The following is a 22247-nucleotide window of genomic DNA, read 5'->3' as shown; positions in this document are numbered from 1 at the left end:
GACTTAAGCGTCCGCAGTTTTTTGTGTCTGAGGATCGCTGGATAAAGCGGTGGCAGCAAACACAATGACTAAAAGTGCAACAATAATATAAAAGAAAGACAGACCTGGCATAAAATCTAAGAAGGCTCCAGACAGAAAAGGACCAAGGATACTTCCAATACTAAAGGCCATTCCACATAATATATTGCCTGCCGGCAGAAGTTCCCGTGGCAGTAAGTCGGTCATATAGGATATTCCTAACGAAAATAAAGAGCCGACAAACAATCCCCCCATCGCAAATGTAGCGAATAAGCCAAAGGTGGATTCCTCAAAAATGGCCGCAAGAATAAAGGCGGCAATCCCGCCTGATACTACGGTCAGGATAACAATCTTACGACCCACGCGATCACTAAGTGCTCCGAGTGGGATTTGGGATAATAAACTGGCTGCTGCGAAAGAAGGAATAATAAAGGACAACACGTTCACGTCATGTCCTATCCTCAATCCATATACAGGGAAAATCCCGTGAAGAGTGGCCTCCAGAAATCCATAAGCCATCGGTGGAAGAAATGCGGCCCAGCCGATTCTAATTGCCCCAAGGAACCGCTTGTAAGAACTGGTGCCGTAAGCGGTGGCCTGATCATTTGGAGGTGTCTCATTATTAACTCTCCACATCATAAGCCAGACCATCAAACTGAGACCAGAAGATACAAGAAATGGCAAGTAGATATTAAACTCAAGTAAATTGGTCATTAAAGGGCCAATGGTAAACCCTAAACTGAAAAACAGTCCATAATAAGCGATGTTTTTGCCCCGTGAATGCGAGGCAGAAGTAGCGGTAATCCACGTTTGTGTCCCGAAATGAAGCACCTGGTCACCGATTCCGATCGCAACTCTTAATATAAACCAGAACCACAAAGCCTGCCAGAATGGAAAAAGAGCAAGAGAGAGGAACACAAGGGCTCCTCCAATCATAATCACGGGCTTGTAGCCGAGCTTCTGAAGCGGTTTTTCCATAAAGGGAGAGGATATGAGAATCCCGATATAGAGCCCAGTTGCGTGGAGGCCGTTGATCGAAGAGGAAACCCCATTTTGTTCAAGAATAACAGCGAGCAGGGGTAGAAGCATTCCCTGTGAAAAGCCTGATATCGTAACCAATCCAATTAAAATCCAAAATCTTGTACGAGTGGAGACCAATGAATTCCCTCCTCTCCAAATATATGATACCTTCATTATCGTAAAGGAATCTCAATAAATAGGGCAAGTCTTTTTACTTAACACGTTATGACGAGGAATAAAACGGTTACTATATAAGTAAAGGCTTGAAAAATTCGAAAGGAGTGGGGAACATGGATTTTTATTTAAAAGAGAATGGGGTACGGACATCATTTGATTATGGGCAATTAAATATTTCAGGAGATGAAGCATTCGGTTTCAGGCCGTATCAATTAATGGTAGCATCCATTGCCGGCTGCAGCATCGGAGTTTTCCGTAAAATACTGGACAAACAGCGGATCGAGTTTGAAGACATCAAAGTTACAGCGGATGTTACGCGCAACCCGGAGAAGGCGAATCGAATTGAAAAAATCCATCTCCATTATGCTGTGAAAGGCTATCGTCTTAATCAGGATAAACTGCTGAAAAATCTTGATATATCAAGGAACAATTGCTCCATGGTACAATCCGTTCAAAACAGTATTGAAGTAGAAGAAACACTTGAGTGCATCGAACTAAGCTAGTAATATAAAAGAGCCTTATTCTTATGAAGGATAAGTGCTCTTTTTTTTATGGATAAAGTTTTTATAAACGGCTTTAGAACTTGTTCCACTCAACCTCTAAGATTGTTTTAGAATCAGTTTCGATACAGATGGGGCTGATTTTGAAAGTAGACTAGTGTTAGTGGGGAAAGCGAGGCATACCCCGCAGGAACTTCACGGTGAACCAATATCTCAACAAGAAAAGAAATAACAATGTTATACATTACTTATGGAAAAAAGGGGAGCAGCACATGAAAAGCATGCTTTTAAAAGCCATATTCTATTTAGTTGGAATTGTGATCATTGCCTTTGGTATATCCCTAACGATTAAAGCTGATTTAGGAGCAGGAGCGTGGGATGCGTTGAACGTTGGTTTAACAGAATCTTTTGGACTTACAGTTGGAAACTGGGTTATTATCATCGGCGCATTATTAATTGTCAGCAACGCTCTCATCGCAAAAGAGCGCCCTGATGTACTTGCGGTTATCACTATATTAATTCTCGGGAAAGTCATCGATTTTTGGCTCTTAGGAGCATTGAATACGGTTACGTTCTCTATGTTCTGGGACCAATTGATTATCCTTCTGAGTGGGATTGTCGCTATTGCCATTGGAGTCGCTTTGTATTTGCAATCGAAGTTTTCTTTAAATCCGGTGGATGGGTTTATGGTAGCGCTGCAAAAACGATTTGGCTTCAGTCTGACACTTTCCAAGACACTGACCGAAGCATTTGCATTGGTAGGAGCTCTTATACTCGGAGGGCCGATTGGCTTTGGAACACTCGTTATATTAATAGGAATTGGCCCGGCTATTCAGTTTTTCGATACAAAAGCTCAATGGGCGATGAATAAGCTGCTTTCCTGAGGTTTCCAGCATAGGAGAACTCTATCTTCCACACACTAAGAAAAACGAAAGGCGGTCAGGAAGATGGAGGTAAAAAAGGTCCTTTTAACTGCTGCAGTGGTCTGGATGATGGCAGCTTATTTATCAGGAATCGCAGTTGAAGCGAAACAGGAAGATAGAAACGATACCAAAGTGCCAGGACATGTGATTAACATTTCTGAAAATAATACCTACACGAATAAGAACAGCGAAGATAGGAAGCTGAAAAAAGAAAGCAGAACTCCCGAGCTTCTCAAAGATACAAAAGTGAAAATTACGAACTCGAAGCTAATCGAGATGTTCAATGAAACGTCGATCACTCCTTCCCCCTTTGCGATCGGTTATAGAGGGGAGATCTTCCTTGGTCGCTGGCCGCTTGCTTATAACTCTAAAGAGACAACGGTGAACTGGAAATATCAAAAAATTAATGAGAATGAACTTAACAATGTAAATGGCGTGAAGACTAAAAAAATAGGTTATGAGCAAATCGGAGAGAAGCAGGTTCAGGGCGGTTTAACTACTCAAACCAGTCATAGTGATCAATTGAGGGAAATGATTTTGCTTGAAGCTCAAAAGAATACAGACCTTCCACTTGCTTATCAAACCGTAATCGGGAGGGGAACGTCTCATAGTAAGGCTTACGACGTAGCTGTAGATTATAAAGGTGTTTTGGAGGCATATGCTCCTGCTCTCAAGGAAACAGGAGAAGCCGTTTTTGGGGATGTTTATATTCAGCTAAAGGGAAGCGATAAAAAAGTTATGGTAAAAAACATAACCAAGCAGGAAATCGGAGCCTGGATCCCCGTAGAGAATCACATAAGCTTTCGATTGATTGCTGAGTAGAAGACTTATTCTCCCGTTTCGGAAGAATAAGTCCTCATTTCAATACGCTGCTCAGCCATAGCGATTTCATGTTTATGCATGGTTTCAGCAAGAATCCGACGTGTCTCTTTGGCAGCTGTCCAGTAAACCAGGTCATAGACTAGTCCAGTTACTGTATATTCATAACCTCGATAGTGATCATTCAGGGAAGTCATACCATAGATTTGGAAAGGTTCAATCGGTTTGTCTGCTAAATCCTTTTTCAAATAGACAGCCAATTCCTCATTCATTCGCACACAGGCTTCCTCTAAAACTTCGAACATGCGTTTTGGATCTTCTTTGAAGTTCGTCGTGATTTTCTCAATCACACGCATATGTTCAAAGTTATAATTCTCAATTGTCGTTATCTGTCCGTTGCTTATGGTAAGCAGACGACCGCTCCATTGCCTGATTTTTAAAAAACGCAGTCCGATTTCCTCTACCGTTCCATGAAAAGTGTTATTTAAGGTAATAAAGTCACCTTTATGAAGCTGTTTCTCATATAGGAGAAACAAACCCGCGAAGAAATCTTTAATCAGATTCTGGGCACCAAAACCAACAATAATACCGATGACTCCAGCCCCGGCCAGCAGCCTGCCGATAGGAATGAATTGATCGAGAACAATAAAAATAAACCCAATCACAGCAGCATAGCTTATGATGGAGTTGAACATGGATTCTAATGTCTGCTCTTTTCGCTCCTCGATAAAGGAAGTTCTTTTGAAGAATGATTGAATTATCTTTCGGATAATAATAACAGATAAGAAAAGCAGGATGGCGCTGCTTATAATGACAACCGCGGGACCAGGATCTTCCGCCCATTTACTTAAATCTATATGATCTAAACCCATAGAATCTGACCTCCTCTTAGGCAAGTATTATAGCATGTTTATCTACCAGTATGTCCACGATGGACGTAGTGCTATGCTTATCTTAATCTTCATATTCGATAGGATCCCTTCTATTTTTAATGATATAAATACCCTCAAACAGAAGTGATGGCTTACCTCATCATCCAATGTAATAAAAAGATCACCTATATTGTGACCTCAGGTCATCCATAATATGGATGACCTGAGGTGGAAGTTTATGCCAATAGCTCGAAAGGTTAATTTTAGGTTATAAACTATAGGGATTAAAGGGTTTATCTTCCAGTAAGTCCATGATAGACATAAGTCTATGCTTGTACTATGATAAGCATGGCTGAAAAAGTATAAAAAGGAGTTCGTTACTATGACCCAGCAAGAGAAAATCGATGATCTAAAAACACGATTATCTGAATTCATGATACGAATTGAAGAATTAGAGCCTGAGGAAACTTCTGTAGAAGATATTGACCATTTGATTTCAATGCTTGAAGAACTAGAGAATAAAATGAACAAATAATAAAAAAAAGGAGGGGAATGAATTGGATCTGGTGATTTTTTATATTTCCCCTGTGCTCGGCTTTTTGTTTATGCTGACCCTTATTATGGCTTTGTATCGTAAAGCGTCAGGACGTTCTATTCAACATACACAAAAGAAGATTCTTATGGGCTCAAGTATGGCTATAACAGCTATTGTTATATATGTGAATTTTTTCTAGGTTAACTCTCGGATAAGAGGGTTGATTTTTTTAATATTGTACTTTATTATGGTAAATCGCTAATAAATAAAAGATAGAATAGAGAGGGGAATGGATTATGGCCTGGGCAGTCATTGTATCTGTCCTCGTAATGACGATTTTAAGTCTATTACGAATTAATGTTATTATCGCAATTATTGCTGCCGGACTAACTGCCGGCTTAATGAACGGTGAATCGCTTAAGTCTTCTGTGGAAATACTAGTAAATGGAATGGGGGGACAGGCAAGTGTCGCTTTAAGTTATGTATTGTTAGGCGCATTTGCGGTTGCTATAAGTTATTCTGGTATTACAGCATTATTAGTAAATTACTTGCTTCGTGCACTGAAGAGCAGACGTACGATGATTGTGTTTGTAATTGCCTTCGTAGCGAGTTTATCCCAAAACGTTATACCAGTTCATATTGCCTTTATACCTATATTAATACCGCCGTTATTAAAGCTTTTCGATGAAATGAAACTGGATCGTCGCGCGGTTGCTGCCGCTTTAACGTTTGGCTTGAAAGCTCCTTACGTTATGATTCCTGTAGGTTTCGGTTTTCTCTTTCATGAGACGATTCAGGAAGCTATGGATGCAAATGGAATAAGTCTTGGAATCGGAACAATTGCCCAGTCCCTGATCATTCCAGGATCGGGGATGATTGTCGGGTTGTTCATAGCCGTGTTGATCACATATAGGAAAAAGCGGGAAGCCCCGGCTTTGGCAGAAGCTGAATCTGTGGTGGAAGAACCCGTTAAAAGCCAGAGCTTTCAGACTAAACATGTTTGGACAATTCTTGCTATTTTAGTTACTTTATTTATCCAGGCTTTCTGGCAGAACCTGATCCTCGCTGCTTTAGCTGGAATAATCATTATGTTCATCTTTCGTGTTGTTCCTTTCACTAAAGGTGACAAAGTGGTTAACGATGGAATAGGCATGATGGGATTCATCGCCTTCGTTATGCTTGTAGCATCAGGTTATGCCAATGTGTTAACCCAAACGGAATCTGTAAGTGCGTTAGTGGAAATTAGTTCTGATTATATCGGAGATAATCAGGCTATGATTGCCTTTATCTTATTGCTTGTGGGACTAGTGGTTACAATGGGGATTGGATCTTCCTTTGCGACGGTACCAATTCTCGCAGCTTTATTCGTTCCTATATGTGTCAGTGCCGGTTTTTCACCGATGGCTACAGCTGCTCTGATCGGAACGGCAGGTGCCCTGGGCGATGCCGGTTCGCCGGCATCCGACAGTACCCTTGGACCTACTTCAGGTTTAAATGCGGACGGCAGGCATAACCACATCTGGGATACATGTGTACCGACTTTCCTTCATTATAATATTCCATTATTCATTTTCGGATGGGCAACTGCCCTAATTCTTTAAGAAAGGCGAGTGGGTAATATTCCCACTTGTCTTTCTTTATATTTAGCTTGTGACTCACGCATACTAAGCAAAAAGTGAGTGGTAGTCATGTGGAAAGTTATTCTAGCCTTATTCGTATCCTGTGCATTTCTTCTACAGCCTTTAACGATACAGGCAGAAGGATGGGGATACAAAAAAAGCAATAATGGAGAAGCTCCGGATGTAGGCCGTTACGGGCCTATGCTGGAGAAAGAAGATGGTTTCTATGTCGATCCTTCTGGAGCTCCTGTTATTTACTTAACCTTTGATAATGGATACGAGCAGGGATATACAGGGAAAGTGTTAGATATTTTAAAGGAAAAAGAGGTGCCTGCAACTTTTTTTGTAACCGGGCATTACATTCAAAGTGCTCCTGATCTGTTAAAGCGAATGGCCAATGAAGGCCATTTAATCGGTAACCATTCGTGGAGCCACCCTGATTTTACGAAAGTTTCCAAGGAACAAATGAAACAGGAATTGGACAAAGTTAATCGAGAAGTTAAGAAATTAACAGATCAGGAAACCATGACATTTGTCCGTCCACCTCGTGGTACGTTTAATGAACAAACGTTAAAGTGGGCAAAAGAATTCGGATATACCCATGCGTTCTGGTCTCTGGCTTTTAAGGATTGGGAAACAAATAACCAAAAAGGCTGGGAGTATGCTTATCATAGTGTGCTCGATCAGATCCATCCTGGTGCTGTCATACTTTTGCATACAGTCTCGCAGGATAATGCGGAAGCTCTAGAGCAATTAATTGATGAACTAAGAAAACGCGGATACCATTTCGGCAGCCTTAACGATTTAATGGTTAAAAAACTGCTTCCTTTTCCAATTTGGAGTCTGTAACCAAAAGCCTCTGCACGCAACGCGTGCAGAGGCTTTCTTATGCTTTTTTTATAATAATAAAGATATGCTCCCGTTTATTGAAGACTTGATGTGTTTTTCAGTTGTAATCCCCATCATGTAAGACCTTATTTCAAAACGAATCTAGCGAGTATATTAAATTTTGATTAGGCTTTAATGGAGAAGGGAAAAGGTAAAGAAATACATTATAGTGGATTGATTGGAACGAAGGAGGTTACAGGGGTGTGGGAAGAAATACTTACAGCCAATAGTTATTATGATTTTGATTACACATTGAAGCGATGGTCATTTGACCCTTTAACAAAGTTAGATCAAGAGGAGCGGTGGGTAGATGTTCCTGTGAAGCTGAAGAACGGTTCCCATGTAGTCCGCGTGCAGGCCCAAGGCACTACTACTCGTCCATCCTTTCGTATTTCCAGTGAAGATGAAGACGCCAAAGAAGCTTTGATTCAGCACGTACGTGATTTATTTCAATGGGATCGTAATCTTGAAAAGGTGCAGAGACACTTTCAAAACACCAACCTGCAAGATTTATTTTCAGCTTATCCTGGTACACCTATCGTCAAAGACTTTCACTTGTACGACTGCTTAGTTAAAGTCATTATACATCAGCAGCTAAATATGAAATTTGCTCATACGTTGAGTACTCGTTTTGTCGAGCGGCTGGGTTATCAAAAGGATGGCGTCTGGTTTTATCCTGAACCTGAAACCGTTGCGGATGTTCCTTACGAAGAGTTGAGGAAGCTTCAATTCAGTCAGCGTAAGGCTGAATACGTAATCGATGCTTCCCGTAAAATAGTTGCAGGTAATTTGGACCTGGAGTGGTTAGCCCGTCAGGCAGACGAAGACGTAATGAAGCATCTTGTTAAGATTAGAGGTATTGGTCCCTGGACAGCTGAAAATTGGCTGATGTTCGGAGTGGGGAGAGAGAATTTGCTTCCTAAAGCAGATATCGGAATACAAAATGCGCTAAAATCCTATTTTAAACTGGAAGAAAAGCCCTCTAAAGAACAGATGGAATCGTTTAGTGAAAGCTGGCCCCCTTATCAAAGCTACGCTTCTCTAACTTTATGGAGAAGTATTGAATAATAAACAAAGTAGAATAAAGTCATATTATAAAATTTAATTAAATAAAATGTAAAGATAATAAAATCCTAAATTTTAAGAATAATTGTTTGAAAATATTCAAAATTTTCCTCTGATGCGTTATAATAAAACACGTATTGGAAAATCTTGAACGGTAAAGGAAAAGAGGTCTTAATATTGGTGATAAGAGAGAGGTATTCTGACCAAGTCCATAGTAATGAAATTCTGGATGTCCTTAGTATGAATGGCACACCTGCCTGCTTGCTGGATCTGCGTCTACAGAAGGTTATACTCAATCCTGAGATGCAAAGGACACTTGAGCTGGAAGATGTTGAATTATCATTCACCGAATGGCTTCAATCCTTCCCTTCATCCAGTCAAAATACTTTGCAGCGTGTTCTACACCAGTTATTAACAGAAGGACTACGTGACATATCCCTACAGGTGAACAACGGGAACACCTTTCGACCATGCGATTGTAAAATGGTTCATCTTACTAACGGTCAGATTGCGTTTTCTTTAAAGGAGAGAGTTAGAAATGAGAGTCTTCATTCCGAAGATTCTGTACAAGTGGCCAAGGAAGAGGAGCAATTGTCCGCTGGGAGATCCTTTAAAGGCAAATTAGCTGAAAAACCGAAGAAGCAGAGCATCCGTTATTCAACTTCTAAAAACGCACAGTTGAAACATCGAATGACCCATCTGGTAGATAAATTTCCTCACGGATTAGCTATTATCAGCCACAATTGGGAGATTACCTATGCCAATCAGAAGATGGAACAGATTACGGGCATTTCGTTTGAACAAAATTGCAATCGTAAATTATGGGATGTTTATCCTATCAATGAATATTATAATTTTTTTCAGTATTATTTAAGGGCAATGGAAACTCAGGAGACATGTGAATTCGAAGGTTTCATTCAAAAAACTAATACGGTCGTACTGATGACGGTTCACCCTACTGAGCTTGGAATAACGGTATTTGCCCAGGATATTACTCAATATAAAAAGCAGCTTCAAGCGTTAAAAGATTCAGAGGAACGTTTCGCTTTGCTCGCTAACAATATTAAAGATGTTTTTTGGATTTGTGATCCTCAGTTTAATGAAATCCATTATATCAGTCCTTCTTTCCAGAATTTATTTGGAATCTCCCGCCGTGAAGCTTATTCGAACCCGTCCATTATCCTGCGCGTGATTAATGAGGCAGATCATTCAAAAGTTGAAGAGTCTATGAAGCTGATGCGCACCACAAAGGATCAGGTAGAATATCGGGTGAAAAGCAGTAATGGCGAAGAGAGATGGATACGGACTAGAGGGTTTCCAGTAGAAAATGTTGGAACCGATTACGTGATAGGAATTCATGAAGACGTAACTGAGTTTAAAGAAATGGAGCAGTTGAAAGAAAAATCCCAGCAGCTTTCTACTATTACTCAAATGTCGGCTGGAATTGCTCATGAGATTAAAAATCCTTTGACGGCAATAAAAGGATTCCTGCAAATTGGAGCGGCTAATCCAGAATTAAGGGATAATTATCAAGATATCATTCTGGATGAAGTGAACCGGATTGAAGCTATTGTTCAGGATTTTATGATGCTGTCCAAACCAAAATCATCTATCCAATTAGAACAAGTAGCTCCAGCCCATATCGTATCTTACGTCATTCGTTTACTGGAGCAGGAAGCTAAGGATAAAGGTGTGAAGCTTGTATTTCAACATAAAGGCTTAGATGAAGAGATCGATACGGAACCCAAGCGTCTAAATCAGATCCTCATCAATTTAATTAAAAACGCAATCGATGCGATGGATGGCGGTGAAGTCGTAATCGATGCGGAAATGTCGAGTCACGAACTAACGATTTCCGTTAGTGACGAGGGGCCCGGTTTGACCCCTCAAGAACTGGCGAAAATCGGGGAGCCATTCTTCACTACTAAAGAAAAGGGTACAGGGTTAGGAGTTATGGTTACGAAGAAAATTGTTTCTGATCTAAACGGCACGATGTCGTATGAAAGTAAAAAAGGAGCAGGAACTAGGGTAACCGTTAGATTGCCTAAGTGAAAAAATCATTAAAATAATAGACCTCTTACTGAACCACTGCATATTTATGCGGTGGTTTATTTTTATTGAGGGTTTATTATTGTATCGGGTTGAAAACCTTCATTGTAAATAGACGGCCAGGAAATTTGACTTAGATATAAACAGCAAATAAGACAATGGAATAAGTAAAAATTGTGAATTTTTCAGCTTCAATCGCTTACATAAAATAAAATGTTTTTTTACAGTCAAAGCTGTTTACAAACGCAAAAAAGGGCTCTATAATCCCGATTGTACTATTCATTCGTTCGACAATATTTTTCAATATTTTAAATAAAGGAGGCTTACTGATGCTTAAAAAAATATGGTCCTTTCTAATGATGAATATAGGTGCTTTATGCGTAGCGATTAATGTTCACTTTTTCCTTTCCCCAAACGATCTAGCGACCGGGGGAGTCAGTGGTTTATCAATCGTATTGAATAAAGTTATCCCTGATTTATCTTTAGGAATGATAATGATCTGCTTAAATATCGTTCTGTTTATTGTTGGGTTTATATTCTTAGGTTTTCAATTTGGAGCGAAAACCATCTATGCAAGCTTTGCTCTTTCTTTCATGGTTTGGGGACTGGAAACCTATGTTCCAATGCAGGAAGCATTAAGTAATGACTTACTGATTCAACTAATTATCGGTCAAATTATTGCCGCATCTGGAATGGCCATTGTTTTTCATCAAGGAGCCTCTACAGGCGGAACTGATATCATTGCGATGATTCTTAATAAATACTTTTCTATTGAAGTAGGTAAAGGCGTGCTTTTCTCTGACATAGCAATCGCCGCATCTTCCATCTTCATATTCGGTCCAACAGTCGGTATGTATGCTTTCTTCGGTGTTATTTTGAATGGTCTAGTAATAGACTATACGCTTCAGCAATTTGATAACAATAAAGAAATTGTTATTATCAGCCGGGAAAGTGATCTGGTTCGTAATTTCATCGTTCAGCAGCTGGGACGCGGGGCAACGATTCACCACGCAAAAGGTGCATTTAATCAGGAAGATAAGGAAGTCATTACGACAATCTTAAACCGAAAAGATTATACTCGTTTGAAAAAGTTTATGTCATCTGTAGATGAACGAGCGTTTATAACGGTTCATTCTATGAACGAAATATTGGGAGAGAACTTCAAACGTCTCGCTTAAAAAATAAGAATATGAAAAAAAGCCTTCAGAAGTTACTTTAATCTGAAGGCTTTTTTATAAGGTTTTTTAATACGTGTGAAGCCTAATAAAGCAGAGACGTTTATAAAGCTCACTGCGATAAGTGAGGCTATGGTGTAGTTATAGCTGCCTGTTAGATAAGAAAAGCAGAAAAATAACAGAATAATCATCATGGAAAGACTGATAAGTAAGAGCGGTAATGAGCTTATCATGTTCCAGGTTTTTCTTTCCATTATAAGATTTCACTCCTCACGAACGAACATATTATGTTACATCATACATGACAGGATTATTTTCTGTCAATTTACTTAACTCAATAGAATTGCCCTGGGTAAAACTAAATTGATTGAATAATTAAGAATATTTGATATAATTAGTTTGCTGTAAAAAATGAACAGACGCTCATTATTGTAGAGGAGGAATATGAAGTGGATCGTGAAGAATTAATTGCCCCTGAAAGATATAACGTAGTTTCAGAGATGGAGAAGTTCGCGGAAGATCCTGACCGAAAGGCTTTATTGTGGCTGAGTGAAGCCGGAGGCCGAAAAGAAGTTACATATGAACAGCTGATGCATCAGGCAAACAAGATGGGAAATGCTTTTTTGGACCATGGTTTGCAAAAGGGAGATAAAATCCTTGTCATGATTCCTCGCTTGATTGAAGCGTATCAAGTATATATCGCTGCTTTAAAAGCTGGCTTAGTTATTATTCCAAGTTCAGAAATGCTGCGCGCAAAAGACCTGCAGTACCGGATTACTCATGGGGACGTACGTGCGGTTGTCAGTTACCATCCCTTTACTGAACATTTGGATGAAGTAAAAGAAAGTGATCAACTTCTTAAATTTTCTGTAGGAGGGTCGAAAGAAGGCTGGTTTGACTTTGACGGATTATTAGAGGATTACAGTTCTACACTTGAAACAGCTGACACAGCCAGCGATGATATGGCCTTTTTATCGTACACTTCTGGAACGACAGGCAATCCAAAGGGAGTGGTTCATACTCATGGTTGGGGATACGCTCATTTGAAGACTGCTGCTTATAAGTGGCTTGCTATTCAAGATGGCGATACAGTATGGGCAACAGCTGGGCCAGGCTGGCAAAAGTGGGTGTGGAGCCCGTTTTTATCTGTCCTGGGCACGGGTGCTAGAGGTCTCGTGTATCAAGGTAAATTCAATCCTAAAACCTATTTAAGCCTTATGGATGAACATAACGTTAATGTATTATGCTGTACTCCAACTGAATATCGTCTGATGGCTAAAGTAGATAATCTTGATGATTACCAACTTTCAGGACTTCATAGCGCTGTATCTGCAGGTGAACCATTAAACAGAGAAGTTATTGATACATTTAAGAATCATTTCAACGTAACGGTTCGGGATGGTTATGGTCAAACAGAGAACACGCTTTTAGTAGGAATTTTGAAAGACATGGAGGTACGTCCAGGTTCCATGGGACGTCCTACACCAGGGAATCAAGTTGAAATTATTGATGAACTTGCTGAACCTGTAGAAACGGGAGAAGTTGGAGATATCGCTGTGCATCTGGATACTCCTGCCTTGTTTAAAGAGTATTATAAGGATCCGGAACGCACGAAAATGTCTCATCGTGGACATTATTATGTAACAGGGGATCAGGCGCGAAAAGATGAAGATGGGTATTTCTGGTTTGAAGGCCGCAGTGATGATATTATTATCAGTTCTGGCTACACTATTGGACCTTTTGAAGTCGAAGATGCCCTTGTGAAGCACAAAGCTGTACAGGAGTGTGCTGTAGTTTCAAGCCCTGATGAGGTCCGTGGTAATGTCGTTAAAGCTTTTATTGTACTTCAGAATAACTATGAGCCAACGGACAGTTTAGTAAAAGAATTACAAGACCATGTTAAGAACACCACAGCCCCTTACAAATATCCGAGAAAAATCGAGTTCACCGAGGAGCTTCCTAAAACGACGTCTGGAAAGATCCGTCGCGTAGAGCTTCGTAAGAAAGAAAATGCTTCCAAATAGGCTTTCTGTTAAGAAGCTTTTTGTGAAACTATAACTGAAAGACAAGACCTGTTGCTGAGAAAACTCTTCAATGGGTCTTTTTTTTGGGAAATGGATAAGGAGAGTGTATCAATGATTAGAGAAGCGGTCATAGGTGATGCTAATTATCTAGCAGATCTTATGAAGACATTAGGTTATCCTTCTACAGAAGACGAGATGAGGCAGCGCTTGGAAGTGATTTTGAATCATGAGGATTTCAAAACCTTTGTATATGAATCGAGTGAAGGGGTAATTGGCATGATTGGGATGAGTTTCAGTTATGCCTATCATACCGATAGTCCTCATGTACGAGTGATTGCTTTTGTAGTAGATGGAAACCATCAAGAACAAGGAATAGGAAGATTACTGATGAATGAGGCAGAGCACTGGGCAGAGGGTAAAGGTGCCAAAACGATTCAATTAAACAGTGGAAACCGTAAAGAACGTGAAATAACTCATAAAATATATGAGGGATTTGGTTTTGTCGGAAAAGCTACTGGTTTCTATAAAAAGTTATAATTTCTAATCATTATCCGCTTTAAGAAAAATTCTTAAAGCGGATTTTATTATTTATGAACGGTTCCATAATTCCATTAACGGGCCATTTTCTCCTAAAAGAGGGTCTGCTGCAGGAGCCGGGGCATCAGGAATTTGAGCCAGCGCTTCTTCGTATTCCTTTTTATCTCCTGTTTTTAAATCGAATGATTCTCCAAATGGGTAGGCCGCAAGAACTTGGAAATCAACAGTGGCCCCTTCATTTTTATGAGCTACACCGGCAGGAAGAATGATTAAATCTCCTTTTTTAACCTCCAGAATTTGTCCATGCGGGCCACCTAGCTTCAAGCGGGCTGATCCAGCTATCACGCCTAGAATTTCATGGGTTCGGCTATGGTAATGGTGATAATCAAATATTCCGCCCACCCATGTGTTGGACCACCGGTTTTTCTTAAATAATCTTTCAGCGTCCTTTGTTGGCATATCTATCGCCTGACGATAGACTAACGCTGGCAAATAGGGGTGATTAGGATAATAGCCATCCTCTTTCAGTAAGATGCGATCTATACTTGTGTTCATGGTTCTCTCCTTTCAATATACCTTCCAGTGAAACATAACCATACATAAAAGCAGATAAACATTTTTTGAGTATAAATGAAACTATTACCAACTTATATTCGTATGTTAATTACAGAGACACAATTTATGCTAGATAGTTAAATATTATATTAACATAATTTCAATAGTTAAAAAATGTACTTGCTGAATTGGAAAGATATTACTAATATTGTTAAAATAATTAACGGGGTGAGCAAATGGCAAAGAAAATAATTATAATAACGGGTATCCTATTTACGGTAATTTTGTCTCTAGTTTACATAGATCAAAGGTATTTCTTTAATCCGGTGAAATTCAGCCAAGATGCAGTTACACCTCATGATTGGAATGAATATGAACGTCCGATGACTCTGACTTATTATAATTTAGAGGATGGAAGACAAACTGTAACGATTGATACTGAACAAGAGATTAAAACCTTATTAAGAACATTAAAAGAATCTCCACATGAAGAGGATGCGGAACTGTCAGAAGATGTCGAGGGCGCCTTAAAGCTTTCAAGTAATAAGCACACTTTATTAGAGATTTACTTTTACGCGGATCATTGGAAGATTTTGAAGGAGAAAGGTGCCATTTACAAGATTACTCAACCACTTGAGCAATTATTTAATAAGTACTAGTCAGCTTATTTTTCCGGGCTGGCTAGTTTTTGTTAGAAAAAGAATTATTGCTTAAGCATATCTTGTCTGATTGCATCACTCAGATAGCTGATTGGAAAACGCTGATGAGTTTCGAGACAATTCCCAATCTGGACACATCCAGTCGGGCAGGGTTGAAGCTGAACTTTAAAGAAGGATGGATCTTATGTAAATCAGTCGAAAATTTAAAAGCAATTATCTGATAAATACTCCATAGAACGCTTAGGATAGTCAAATAAATAAAAAGAATGTAATATACTTGAAGAGGTTAAAATGAATAAGACAACAACGAGGAGTGCATACAATGAGCAGGATATTTACTCATGTCTTTAATATACTGGTTGGAATTCTCATTCTCATTGAGGGAGGCGTCTACATCTTTGTAAACAATAAAGATGGTGACATTCATTTTCGCAGTATCATCATGACCCTTTTGTTACTTTTAGCGTGGGGAATGTCTTATCGGAAGCAATTAACGAGTCAAAATCCAAGTGCGTGGCTGATTGTCACCATTATAATTACGATTCCCATGATACTCCCTTGGCTTTTCTTTATATAATTAAGGATTAGCCAAGCCAAATGATAAGACCGCAAGCTCCAAAAATAAGCGCCGAGACAAGGTAAATATACCCGAACAATCGGTGCTTAACTTCCTCCTGGCTGGTTTCTACAGCTCCTGAAAAGATAAGAAATAAAATAGCTATGATATACATGGATAATTCTACGCTTGCGTAGGATCCTTTTTTTATTAGGAGCCATAAATCGATTGGAATGGCTGTGAAAAGAGGGAGATAAAGAGGATTAATCCAATCTCCCCATTCTTTTTTCATCTTGAACATAATACCTCTCCTTATTCTTATGGCTTTGTAAAATTTCAATATTGATTTTAAAGTAAAGCTCCCGTTTGTTGAAGACTTGGTTTCGAGATAAACGGGTCCGTTACTTTATGTGGAAAAGGGCTGGTGGGGAAATAACTCGTCTTGTTCTATCACCCAGACACTCGAGACATAAGCCGTTCATCAACGGACGGAAAGACCACCGCCCTTTTGATGCTCGGCTTATGCTGGTCGTGTCTTTCGGGGTGATGCCACATTTGAACACTTTCCTATGGCCCTACACGACGTGGGGTCGATCGACGTTGCCACAGGACGTGGCGACTTTAGTCGATCCTCCTTATTACCAGGAGCTTCCTCGCTCGTTTCACTCCCTGTGGGATCTCACCTAGTCCCTTCTCCCATGGGAGTCTCGCCATTTCCCCACCAACCCAACGATAGGAAGAAAAACGGAGCCGCTAGGTGCTGGAGCTGGATAGCACTATTATTAGAGAAGAAGCCAGCCGAGCAGACTTCCTGCTGTTCCAAACCATATAGCAAAACCAATGTTCCATTTTGTGATGCGGTAAGGATTCCTGCCTGTTAACTGGCTCATGATCGTGACGGTCGTATTAAATGTACCAGCAGCGTCACTTGCCAGGGTGGAGGTTAACAGTACAATAGCGAGACTTAGAGGATTTAATTCAGTAAGCAAAGGCTGGATTAATGTTCCCATAAGGCTAATGGTTACTAAGGGATGGATGCCTATTAATGAGAAGAGTAAGGAAACCAGCTGAATAGCTATGAATAGCAGTAAAGGCAAGGTAGATAGATGCAATAAGGGCGTTTGAATCATATGAATCATTTTCGTCTGTTCAAACATTTCACTGAAGAAACCAAGTGAAATAAACAAAAGCATTAAATTCTGTAAGCCGTTGACCTGGGGGACCCAGTATTTTTTGTTATAGCTCATAAATTCTTTTAGTTGTTTTATCGTAAGTGCCCATATCAGAGTGAAAGGCAGAATGAATAGGATGACAGCATTAAAATATGTGATATTCAAAAGCTTCTGTACACCAAAAGCGAGCAAAATAAATAGAAACAGCATGCCGAGTAAGTAGCTGACTTTCACCACTAATTGTCTGCCGGAAATATCTGAAGAAGTTTCTGGTGCTTCATAGACTTCTTTTCTGTAGGTGAACCACCCGATGCACCAGTCGATGAGCAATAATGAAATAGAAAAAATAGAGCCCACGGCAGCAACTCAAAGTATGCTACTCCTGTAATGGTAACCGTCAGGACTATAAAAATTTCTATAGGACTCCACACGTTGGCCAGGGCAAAGGAGCGAAGGATGGATTGGCTGGAAAATGGATCTAGACGTGCTTCACTGATTTTATGTGCTGAATTTTTAACTACTCCCTGCACAATAGTAATCGCTGAAAAAAATACAAATAGACAGAGTATGTAAGCAATTAATGAACTTCGGTAATATAGTTGACCTAGATGTTTTGATCTTAGCTGCAGCAGATTCTGCAGTTCTTTGTCATATTTCCCCACCACCATCAGGTTATTAATGAATGGCAGAAAATATAAAAGACTGAGAAGCAATGCCGTAGAAGTAAAATGTAAGGGGAGGGTCAGCCAGTTTTCGCCGGAGAGACTAAAGATCAGGAATCCGGCAAAAACAAATATAGCAGAAATGATTTGAAACGTACGGCTCGCTCCTTTAAAGGAAACTGGAAAAATAACCAGCGCGTTGCAGCCTAATAAATAATTTATGTAACTATTATCCAAAAAAAGGGATAATAGGTAAAAAAGGATGAAACTAGTGTATAAACAGGCTTTTGAAATTGGCTTATATGTGTACTCCATGAACAAACTCCCCTGATTTTAAGCATCTCGTTATTATCGTCCAAGAATAGAAGTAAAAAGTCAACTTACATAGGTTAAATCTGCCAGAGCGTGTGTTTTTATTGAATTTAGACATAAGTCTCGTTTTGTGGATTTGGCATATGTGTATCTACTTGTTAAGCTTAAGCTTGTCTATAACTCCCCCCCTCTAAATCCCCTCTTTTTTCCATACGGATTGGATTGCTTACTTAGGAACAAACTAACAACTAGCAGATAAGTCAGAAAGGATGTTTTGGAATGAAGACGAGATTGATTGATTGGCCTACTTTTATAGGCGCATTAATTTTGCTGGTAGCGGTTACGCTTCCACTAATTTTGTTTCCAGATGCCGGAAAGGCTTTTGTAGCAGACGCCAATAGTTTTATGACAGGTAATTTCGGTGTGCTGTACATGATCATGGGTTTTGTGGTTTTTGCTTTTCTATTATTTGTAGCGTTCAGTAAAAACGGGTCGATTAAACTAGGAGATGAAGGAGAAAAGCCTGAATTTAATACGTTCTCCTGGGCGGCCATGTTATTTGCTGCAGGGATTGGTTCGAGTATTCTATATTGGGCGGTTATTGAATGGGCTTATTATTATCAGGGGCCTCCATTCGGGGTAACTCCTGAATCTCAAGAAGCCATTCAGTGGGCCTCTGCTTACGGGATTTTTCACTGGGGTCCTATTGCGTGGGCAATTTATACGCTTCCTGCTTTACCAATCGCCTATTTCTATTATGTAAGGAAGAAGCCGGTACTTAAAGTAAGTGAGGCGGTGCGTCCTGTATTAGGAAATTCAGTGGACGGGCCTCTTGGAACTGTTATTGATGTTCTGTTTATGTTTGGACTGCTGGGCGGTGCGGGGACAACCCTTGCGCTTGGTACGCCTATGATTGCTGAAGGTGTTAATAGCTTAACGGGCATCCCGGCGAATCTTGGCTTGAAAGCTTTCATCATGCTGTTGTGTACATTGATTTTTGCGATTAGTTCGTATTCCGGACTTAAAAGAGGTATTAAAGTCTTAAGTGATATTAACCTTTGGTTAGCCTTGTTTATTCTTGCATTTGTTTTCATTTTTGGTCCTACACGTTTTATTAGCGAAACGACAGTTAATGGACTTGGAATACTTGCAGATAATTTCTTTAAAATGGCTACATGGATGGAGCCTTTTGCCGGAATAGGTCCGTTTGGTGAGACTAATTTCCCTGAATCCTGGACCATTTTCTATTGGGCCTGGTGGCTTGTTTATGCTCCATTCGTTGGACTTTTCGTGGCCAGGATTTCAAGAGGGAGAACCATTCGTCAAATGGTTCTTGGAACTATGATCTATGGAACCATCGGCTGTATCCTTTTCTTTGGAATCATGGGTAACTTCGGTTTATACATGCAGCTGACGGGATCGTTTGATGTAGTTGGTTTTATGGATCAAAATGGAGCTCCCGCAACCATTATTGCTATTATTAATCAACTGCCGCTTGCTAAATTTATGGTACTGGCCTTTACGGTCCTTGCGATCATATTTCTGGCGACGACTTTCGATTCTTCCTCCTACATCCTAGCTTCTGTTGTTCAGAAGAGTGTAGAGGGTGAGCCGATGCGCTGGAATCGACTATTTTGGGCCTTCGCTCTATGTCTAATGCCGCTTGCGCTCATGTTCCTGGGTGGTTTAGGCACACTCCAGACCGCAAGTATTGTGGGAGGATTTCCGCTGATTTTCATTATGGTTTTATTAGCCTGGTCCTTTATGAGAGCCTCGAACGAAGATATACGGGCTTCTGATGATTATCAATCTTCTACGATTCATATCGAACGCTGGAAGAAGAAAGGCAAGAAGCGCAGAAGATCAGCCCTCGAAGTACTTGAAGAAAAAAATAAAGATGAAGATGACAAATAAGTAAGAGAAGCCTCCGTGCATGACGCGGAGGTTTTTCGTGTTAGAATAGATCAAAAGGAGAGGTCCTATGATATTAAATGTTTTTGGAATATTAATTGTTGGGGCAGCTTTATGTATATTGATGATCCTTGTAGCTTATAAGTTGTTTATTAAGAAAGAGTCAATAGACACTTCCCATTCTTACACTCCTTTTGACTATATAACCGGACAAACCAGTCAGGAGTTCCATGAAGAAGAAGACTTCCTCCAGGAAGAAGAAAAAGATCCAAATGAAAAACCACAAACATAATGCCATTACTTCCCACCTCAGGTCATCCAAATATTGGATGACCTGAGGTGGGATATTTTGTATGACTCTATTTTGGCAGGTAGGAAAGAGGTGATTGAATGTTAAAGTCTCCGCTGTCACTTAAGAACTGATTCAGCAAGTGAAGGTGATCACCTCCAATTAATACCAAAATTCGATCAAGGGGCCCGGTTAGCCGGGCAATATTTGCGTAGATGGCTAGATCGCGATGGTGCCATTGTTTCAACCATTGAACCCCGACTTGATGCTGCCGGTCTCCCACTCTTGCAAGCTTCATGTACACCCTTTGCAGCTCCTGAATATATTCAGGCCGATTGATATAAGACAGAGAATGAAGCAGATCTTCGTCACTTTCCATTTTCTTCATTTCCGACTGAACTTCAAGAATCTCCTGAAATAATTCAGGCTGATGTTCTTTCGCCCATTCGAATACTTGATTTAAAGAAGGTGTATTCATATCTACTACTTCATCTACGGGATATACCCGAGGATGCTCCAGTTGATGAGCCAATCGGAAAGCAATTTGTTCGACCTCATCGTAGGTGGGGTTCAATTTACCGGATAGAAATTCGTGATATTTACGGTCTAATTCCTCTTCAATGAGAAAGGACTTTTCCACAGCAATCTTAGTCGGCTTATATTTCTTCATAGCTTCGACGAGCGCGTGGATATGATCCTGCTGCTCATTAACGGTTTGGGGTTCCATTGCCATATGAAATGTACCGAGAAGCATAACTTCAGGTTTATTCATTTATCATTCTCCTAACATTCTCCCAATTTTACCCACCTCAGGTCATCCATATTATGGATGACCTGAGGTGGGGGGGTTTACCATGACTATTCTGTTGATGTGTTGAAGTGAGGGAGTACATATTCTCCCAACTCCTGCAGGATTTCAGGAACGGGGCGTTTATTTTTGGAAAGACCAAACATGATATGGTTCACACCTGCTTTTCTATATTCCTCAAGCAGTTCGACAGCACGTTTTCTCCCTGTTCGGTAGCCCGCAGGTATTTTCTCAAGCGGGTAATCGGGATCATCCATTAATTCCAGGGGAAGTGGCATGAAAAAGGGACGAAAAACACCGGGACCATGGTATTCTTTAACTTTTTCCCTGTAAGCTGTAATGGTCTCTTTCTGCTTCTCGGGACGCTGGGGATAGAACATCCAGCCATCTCCATGCTCAGCAACCCAGTCCAGGGTTTGCTGACAATAGCCTGTCATAAAAACAGGGATTTTGCGAGTGGGCTTTGGAACCAGATTAGACTTGTGAATCTTTCCGAACTCTGAGTCCAGCTTAGGAAATTCCTCAGCCATAACTTCATTGAAATAATGAAAACTCTTTCGAAACAACTCGCCTCGTTTCATAATATCAATCCCAAGACCTTCAAAGTCTTTCCTTCGATCACCAGAAGAAATTCCGAGCATTAAGCGTTCAGGAAAGAGTCGCTCAATACTGGCAGCTTCTTTGGCTGTGCGAAGCGGATGACGCAGGGAGGTGACCAGAGCCGCTGTTCCAAAATTGATGGCCGAGGTTTGGGAGGCCAGATAAGTAAGATAAATTAAGCTGTCGAAAATTTGTCCGGTAGCCGGATCTTCAAAAGTAGGGTCTTCAAGTAGTACATCCTGAAACCATAAGCATTGAAAACCCATTCTTTCAGCAAGCTGAGCTCTTTCAACTTGATGAAGCATTTGAGGGGGTTCTTTATCGTAATTTTCAAGCGGTACATTCACGCCAAATGAAATTTCATCTTTGTTAAGCATCTTCTGGAAGCCTTTATGATATTCGAACAAGAGAGAGGTCCTCCTCTACAGTAATTGTGATGATTTCTATTATAAAGAGGAAAGAGAATAAGTGCGAACAACAAACATTCAAGGCAGGTTATCAG

At 40.2% G+C, this 22247-nt stretch carries 23 protein-coding genes; 16 read left to right on the top strand and 7 right to left on the bottom strand.

All coding sequences use genetic code 11. The features are described from left to right. Window positions 1–3: 3 nt before the first annotated feature. Window positions 4–1176 carry an MFS transporter gene (locus LCM11_RS05680; RefSeq protein ID WP_224893277.1) on the bottom strand — a complete coding sequence of 391 codons (1173 nt, stop codon included), beginning with the start codon at window positions 1174–1176 and terminating at the stop codon, window positions 4–6. A 152-nt stretch (window positions 1177–1328) separates the two neighbouring features. Here LCM11_RS05680 and LCM11_RS05675 point away from each other — a divergent pair, with 152 nt between their 5' ends. The 3 genes from LCM11_RS05675 (at window position 1329) to LCM11_RS05665 (ending at window position 3460) form a co-directional block, all read left to right on the top strand. Further along, window positions 1329–1718 (top strand): OsmC family protein, encoded by a 390-nt coding sequence (locus tag LCM11_RS05675; RefSeq protein WP_224893276.1) that lies wholly within the window; start codon window positions 1329–1331, stop codon window positions 1716–1718. A gap of 197 nt (window positions 1719–1915) precedes the next feature. After that, entirely contained in the window at window positions 1916–2599 is a 684-nt protein-coding gene (locus tag LCM11_RS05670) for a YczE/YyaS/YitT family protein (protein WP_224893275.1), read from the top strand. A 63-nt stretch (window positions 2600–2662) separates the two neighbouring features. After that, the gene (locus tag LCM11_RS05665; RefSeq protein WP_224893274.1) at window positions 2663–3460 is read left to right on the top strand and encodes a YfkD famly protein; all 798 of its coding nucleotides are present in this window, start codon (window positions 2663–2665) and stop codon (window positions 3458–3460) included. Window positions 3461–3465: 5 nt separating this feature from the next. On the opposite strand, the gene LCM11_RS05660 is transcribed toward LCM11_RS05665, so the two are convergent. Continuing rightward, entirely contained in the window at window positions 3466–4329 is an 864-nt protein-coding gene (locus LCM11_RS05660) for a mechanosensitive ion channel family protein (RefSeq protein WP_224893273.1), read from the bottom strand. Between the two features lie 382 nt (window positions 4330–4711). Between LCM11_RS05660 and LCM11_RS05655 the strand changes: the two genes are divergently transcribed. The 9 genes from LCM11_RS05655 (at window position 4712) to LCM11_RS05615 (ending at window position 14221) form a co-directional block, all read left to right on the top strand. Then, window positions 4712–4864, top strand: coding sequence for an SE1561 family protein (locus LCM11_RS05655; RefSeq protein WP_224893272.1), 153 nt, complete (start codon window positions 4712–4714; stop codon window positions 4862–4864). A 22-nt stretch (window positions 4865–4886) separates the two neighbouring features. Further along, window positions 4887–5063, top strand: coding sequence for a hypothetical protein (locus LCM11_RS05650; protein ID WP_224893271.1), 177 nt, complete (start codon window positions 4887–4889; stop codon window positions 5061–5063). 97 nt (window positions 5064–5160) lie between these two features. After that, complete coding sequence (locus LCM11_RS05645; RefSeq protein WP_224893270.1) at window positions 5161–6465, top strand: Na+/H+ antiporter family protein; 1305 nt, start codon at window positions 5161–5163, stop codon at window positions 6463–6465. 87 nt (window positions 6466–6552) lie between these two features. Further along, window positions 6553–7332, top strand: a complete 780-nt coding sequence (gene pdaA / locus LCM11_RS05640; RefSeq protein WP_224893269.1) for a delta-lactam-biosynthetic de-N-acetylase — start codon at window positions 6553–6555, stop codon at window positions 7330–7332. 240 nt (window positions 7333–7572) lie between these two features. Further along, complete coding sequence (locus LCM11_RS05635; protein WP_224893268.1) at window positions 7573–8439, top strand: DNA-3-methyladenine glycosylase family protein; 867 nt, start codon at window positions 7573–7575, stop codon at window positions 8437–8439. 177 nt (window positions 8440–8616) lie between these two features. Beyond that, window positions 8617–10488, top strand: a complete 1872-nt coding sequence (locus tag LCM11_RS05630) for an ATP-binding protein (protein WP_224893488.1) — start codon at window positions 8617–8619, stop codon at window positions 10486–10488. A gap of 326 nt (window positions 10489–10814) precedes the next feature. Further along, the gene (locus LCM11_RS05625) at window positions 10815–11663 is read left to right on the top strand and encodes a YitT family protein (RefSeq protein WP_224893267.1); all 849 of its coding nucleotides are present in this window, start codon (window positions 10815–10817) and stop codon (window positions 11661–11663) included. 446 nt (window positions 11664–12109) lie between these two features. Beyond that, the gene (gene mbcS / locus LCM11_RS05620) at window positions 12110–13684 is read left to right on the top strand and encodes an acyl-CoA synthetase MbcS (protein ID WP_224893266.1); all 1575 of its coding nucleotides are present in this window, start codon (window positions 12110–12112) and stop codon (window positions 13682–13684) included. 111 nt (window positions 13685–13795) lie between these two features. Then, window positions 13796–14221 carry a GNAT family N-acetyltransferase gene (locus tag LCM11_RS05615; RefSeq protein ID WP_224893265.1) on the top strand — a complete coding sequence of 142 codons (426 nt, stop codon included), beginning with the start codon at window positions 13796–13798 and terminating at the stop codon, window positions 14219–14221. Window positions 14222–14272: 51 nt separating this feature from the next. Here the strand turns inward: LCM11_RS05615 and LCM11_RS05610 are convergent, their stop codons facing one another. Beyond that, a complete protein-coding gene (locus tag LCM11_RS05610; RefSeq protein WP_224893264.1) occupies window positions 14273–14776 on the bottom strand; it encodes a cupin domain-containing protein in 504 nt (167 codons plus the stop codon). A 236-nt stretch (window positions 14777–15012) separates the two neighbouring features. Here LCM11_RS05610 and LCM11_RS05605 point away from each other — a divergent pair, with 236 nt between their 5' ends. Both LCM11_RS05605 and LCM11_RS05600 read left to right on the top strand, forming a co-directional pair. Continuing rightward, window positions 15013–15435 carry a hypothetical protein gene (locus LCM11_RS05605; protein ID WP_224893263.1) on the top strand — a complete coding sequence of 141 codons (423 nt, stop codon included), beginning with the start codon at window positions 15013–15015 and terminating at the stop codon, window positions 15433–15435. 322 nt (window positions 15436–15757) lie between these two features. Continuing rightward, on the top strand, window positions 15758–16012 hold the full coding sequence (locus LCM11_RS05600; RefSeq protein WP_224893262.1) for a hypothetical protein: 255 nt from the start codon (window positions 15758–15760) through the stop codon (window positions 16010–16012). Between the two features lie 7 nt (window positions 16013–16019). Here LCM11_RS05600 and LCM11_RS05595 read toward each other — a convergent pair whose 3' ends face one another. Together LCM11_RS05595 and LCM11_RS05590 are read right to left on the bottom strand one after the other, a co-directional pair. After that, entirely contained in the window at window positions 16020–16292 is a 273-nt protein-coding gene (locus LCM11_RS05595) for a hypothetical protein (RefSeq protein WP_224893261.1), read from the bottom strand. Between the two features lie 481 nt (window positions 16293–16773). Continuing rightward, on the bottom strand, window positions 16774–17520 hold the full coding sequence (locus tag LCM11_RS05590) for a hypothetical protein (protein ID WP_224893260.1): 747 nt from the start codon (window positions 17518–17520) through the stop codon (window positions 16774–16776). 896 nt (window positions 17521–18416) lie between these two features. On the opposite strand from LCM11_RS05590, the gene LCM11_RS05585 reads away from it, so the two are divergent. Together LCM11_RS05585 and LCM11_RS05580 are read left to right on the top strand one after the other, a co-directional pair. Continuing rightward, entirely contained in the window at window positions 18417–20051 is a 1635-nt protein-coding gene (locus tag LCM11_RS05585) for a BCCT family transporter (protein WP_224893259.1), read from the top strand. Window positions 20052–20118: 67 nt separating this feature from the next. After that, a complete protein-coding gene (locus tag LCM11_RS05580) occupies window positions 20119–20340 on the top strand; it encodes a DUF3951 domain-containing protein (protein WP_224893258.1) in 222 nt (73 codons plus the stop codon). A gap of 67 nt (window positions 20341–20407) precedes the next feature. On the opposite strand, the gene LCM11_RS05575 is transcribed toward LCM11_RS05580, so the two are convergent. Both LCM11_RS05575 and LCM11_RS05570 read right to left on the bottom strand, forming a co-directional pair. Beyond that, on the bottom strand, window positions 20408–21109 hold the full coding sequence (locus tag LCM11_RS05575; RefSeq protein ID WP_224893257.1) for a DUF5694 domain-containing protein: 702 nt from the start codon (window positions 21107–21109) through the stop codon (window positions 20408–20410). A gap of 86 nt (window positions 21110–21195) precedes the next feature. After that, window positions 21196–22122 carry a TIGR03571 family LLM class oxidoreductase gene (locus LCM11_RS05570; protein WP_224893487.1) on the bottom strand — a complete coding sequence of 309 codons (927 nt, stop codon included), beginning with the start codon at window positions 22120–22122 and terminating at the stop codon, window positions 21196–21198. Between the last annotated feature and the right edge of the window lie 125 nt (window positions 22123–22247).

The sequence above is a fragment of the Halobacillus halophilus genome, assembly GCF_020171985.1.
Classification (GTDB): Bacteria; Bacillota; Bacilli; order Bacillales; family Halobacillaceae; genus Halobacillus; species Halobacillus halophilus_A.
The sequence above is the reverse complement of the archived record's forward strand: the minus strand, read 5'-3'. Positions and strand labels throughout refer to the sequence as shown.

What these genes read in the sequence shown, in the direction of transcription:
- LCM11_RS05675 (WP_224893276.1), top strand. Translation starts at nt 1,329, where the DNA reads ATGGATTTTTATTTAAAAGAGAATGGGGTACGGACATCATTTGATTAT.
- LCM11_RS05665 (WP_224893274.1), top strand. Translation starts at nt 2,663, where the DNA reads ATGGAGGTAAAAAAGGTCCTTTTAACTGCTGCAGTGGTCTGGATGATG.
- LCM11_RS05660 (WP_224893273.1), bottom strand. Translation starts at nt 4,329, where the DNA reads ATGGGTTTAGATCATATAGATTTAAGTAAATGGGCGGAAGATCCTGGT.
- LCM11_RS05655 (WP_224893272.1), top strand. Translation starts at nt 4,712, where the DNA reads ATGACCCAGCAAGAGAAAATCGATGATCTAAAAACACGATTATCTGAA.
- LCM11_RS05645 (WP_224893270.1), top strand. Translation starts at nt 5,161, where the DNA reads ATGGCCTGGGCAGTCATTGTATCTGTCCTCGTAATGACGATTTTAAGT.
- pdaA (WP_224893269.1), top strand. Translation starts at nt 6,553, where the DNA reads ATGTGGAAAGTTATTCTAGCCTTATTCGTATCCTGTGCATTTCTTCTA.
- LCM11_RS05625 (WP_224893267.1), top strand. Translation starts at nt 10,815, where the DNA reads ATGCTTAAAAAAATATGGTCCTTTCTAATGATGAATATAGGTGCTTTA.
- LCM11_RS05615 (WP_224893265.1), top strand. Translation starts at nt 13,796, where the DNA reads ATGATTAGAGAAGCGGTCATAGGTGATGCTAATTATCTAGCAGATCTT.
- LCM11_RS05610 (WP_224893264.1), bottom strand. Translation starts at nt 14,776, where the DNA reads ATGAACACAAGTATAGATCGCATCTTACTGAAAGAGGATGGCTATTAT.
- LCM11_RS05605 (WP_224893263.1), top strand. Translation starts at nt 15,013, where the DNA reads ATGGCAAAGAAAATAATTATAATAACGGGTATCCTATTTACGGTAATT.
- LCM11_RS05600 (WP_224893262.1), top strand. Translation starts at nt 15,758, where the DNA reads ATGAGCAGGATATTTACTCATGTCTTTAATATACTGGTTGGAATTCTC.
- LCM11_RS05595 (WP_224893261.1), bottom strand. Translation starts at nt 16,292, where the DNA reads ATGTTCAAGATGAAAAAAGAATGGGGAGATTGGATTAATCCTCTTTAT.
- LCM11_RS05585 (WP_224893259.1), top strand. Translation starts at nt 18,417, where the DNA reads ATGAAGACGAGATTGATTGATTGGCCTACTTTTATAGGCGCATTAATT.
- LCM11_RS05580 (WP_224893258.1), top strand. Translation starts at nt 20,119, where the DNA reads ATGATATTAAATGTTTTTGGAATATTAATTGTTGGGGCAGCTTTATGT.
- LCM11_RS05575 (WP_224893257.1), bottom strand. Translation starts at nt 21,109, where the DNA reads ATGAATAAACCTGAAGTTATGCTTCTCGGTACATTTCATATGGCAATG.
- LCM11_RS05570 (WP_224893487.1), bottom strand. Translation starts at nt 22,122, where the DNA reads ATGCTTAACAAAGATGAAATTTCATTTGGCGTGAATGTACCGCTTGAA.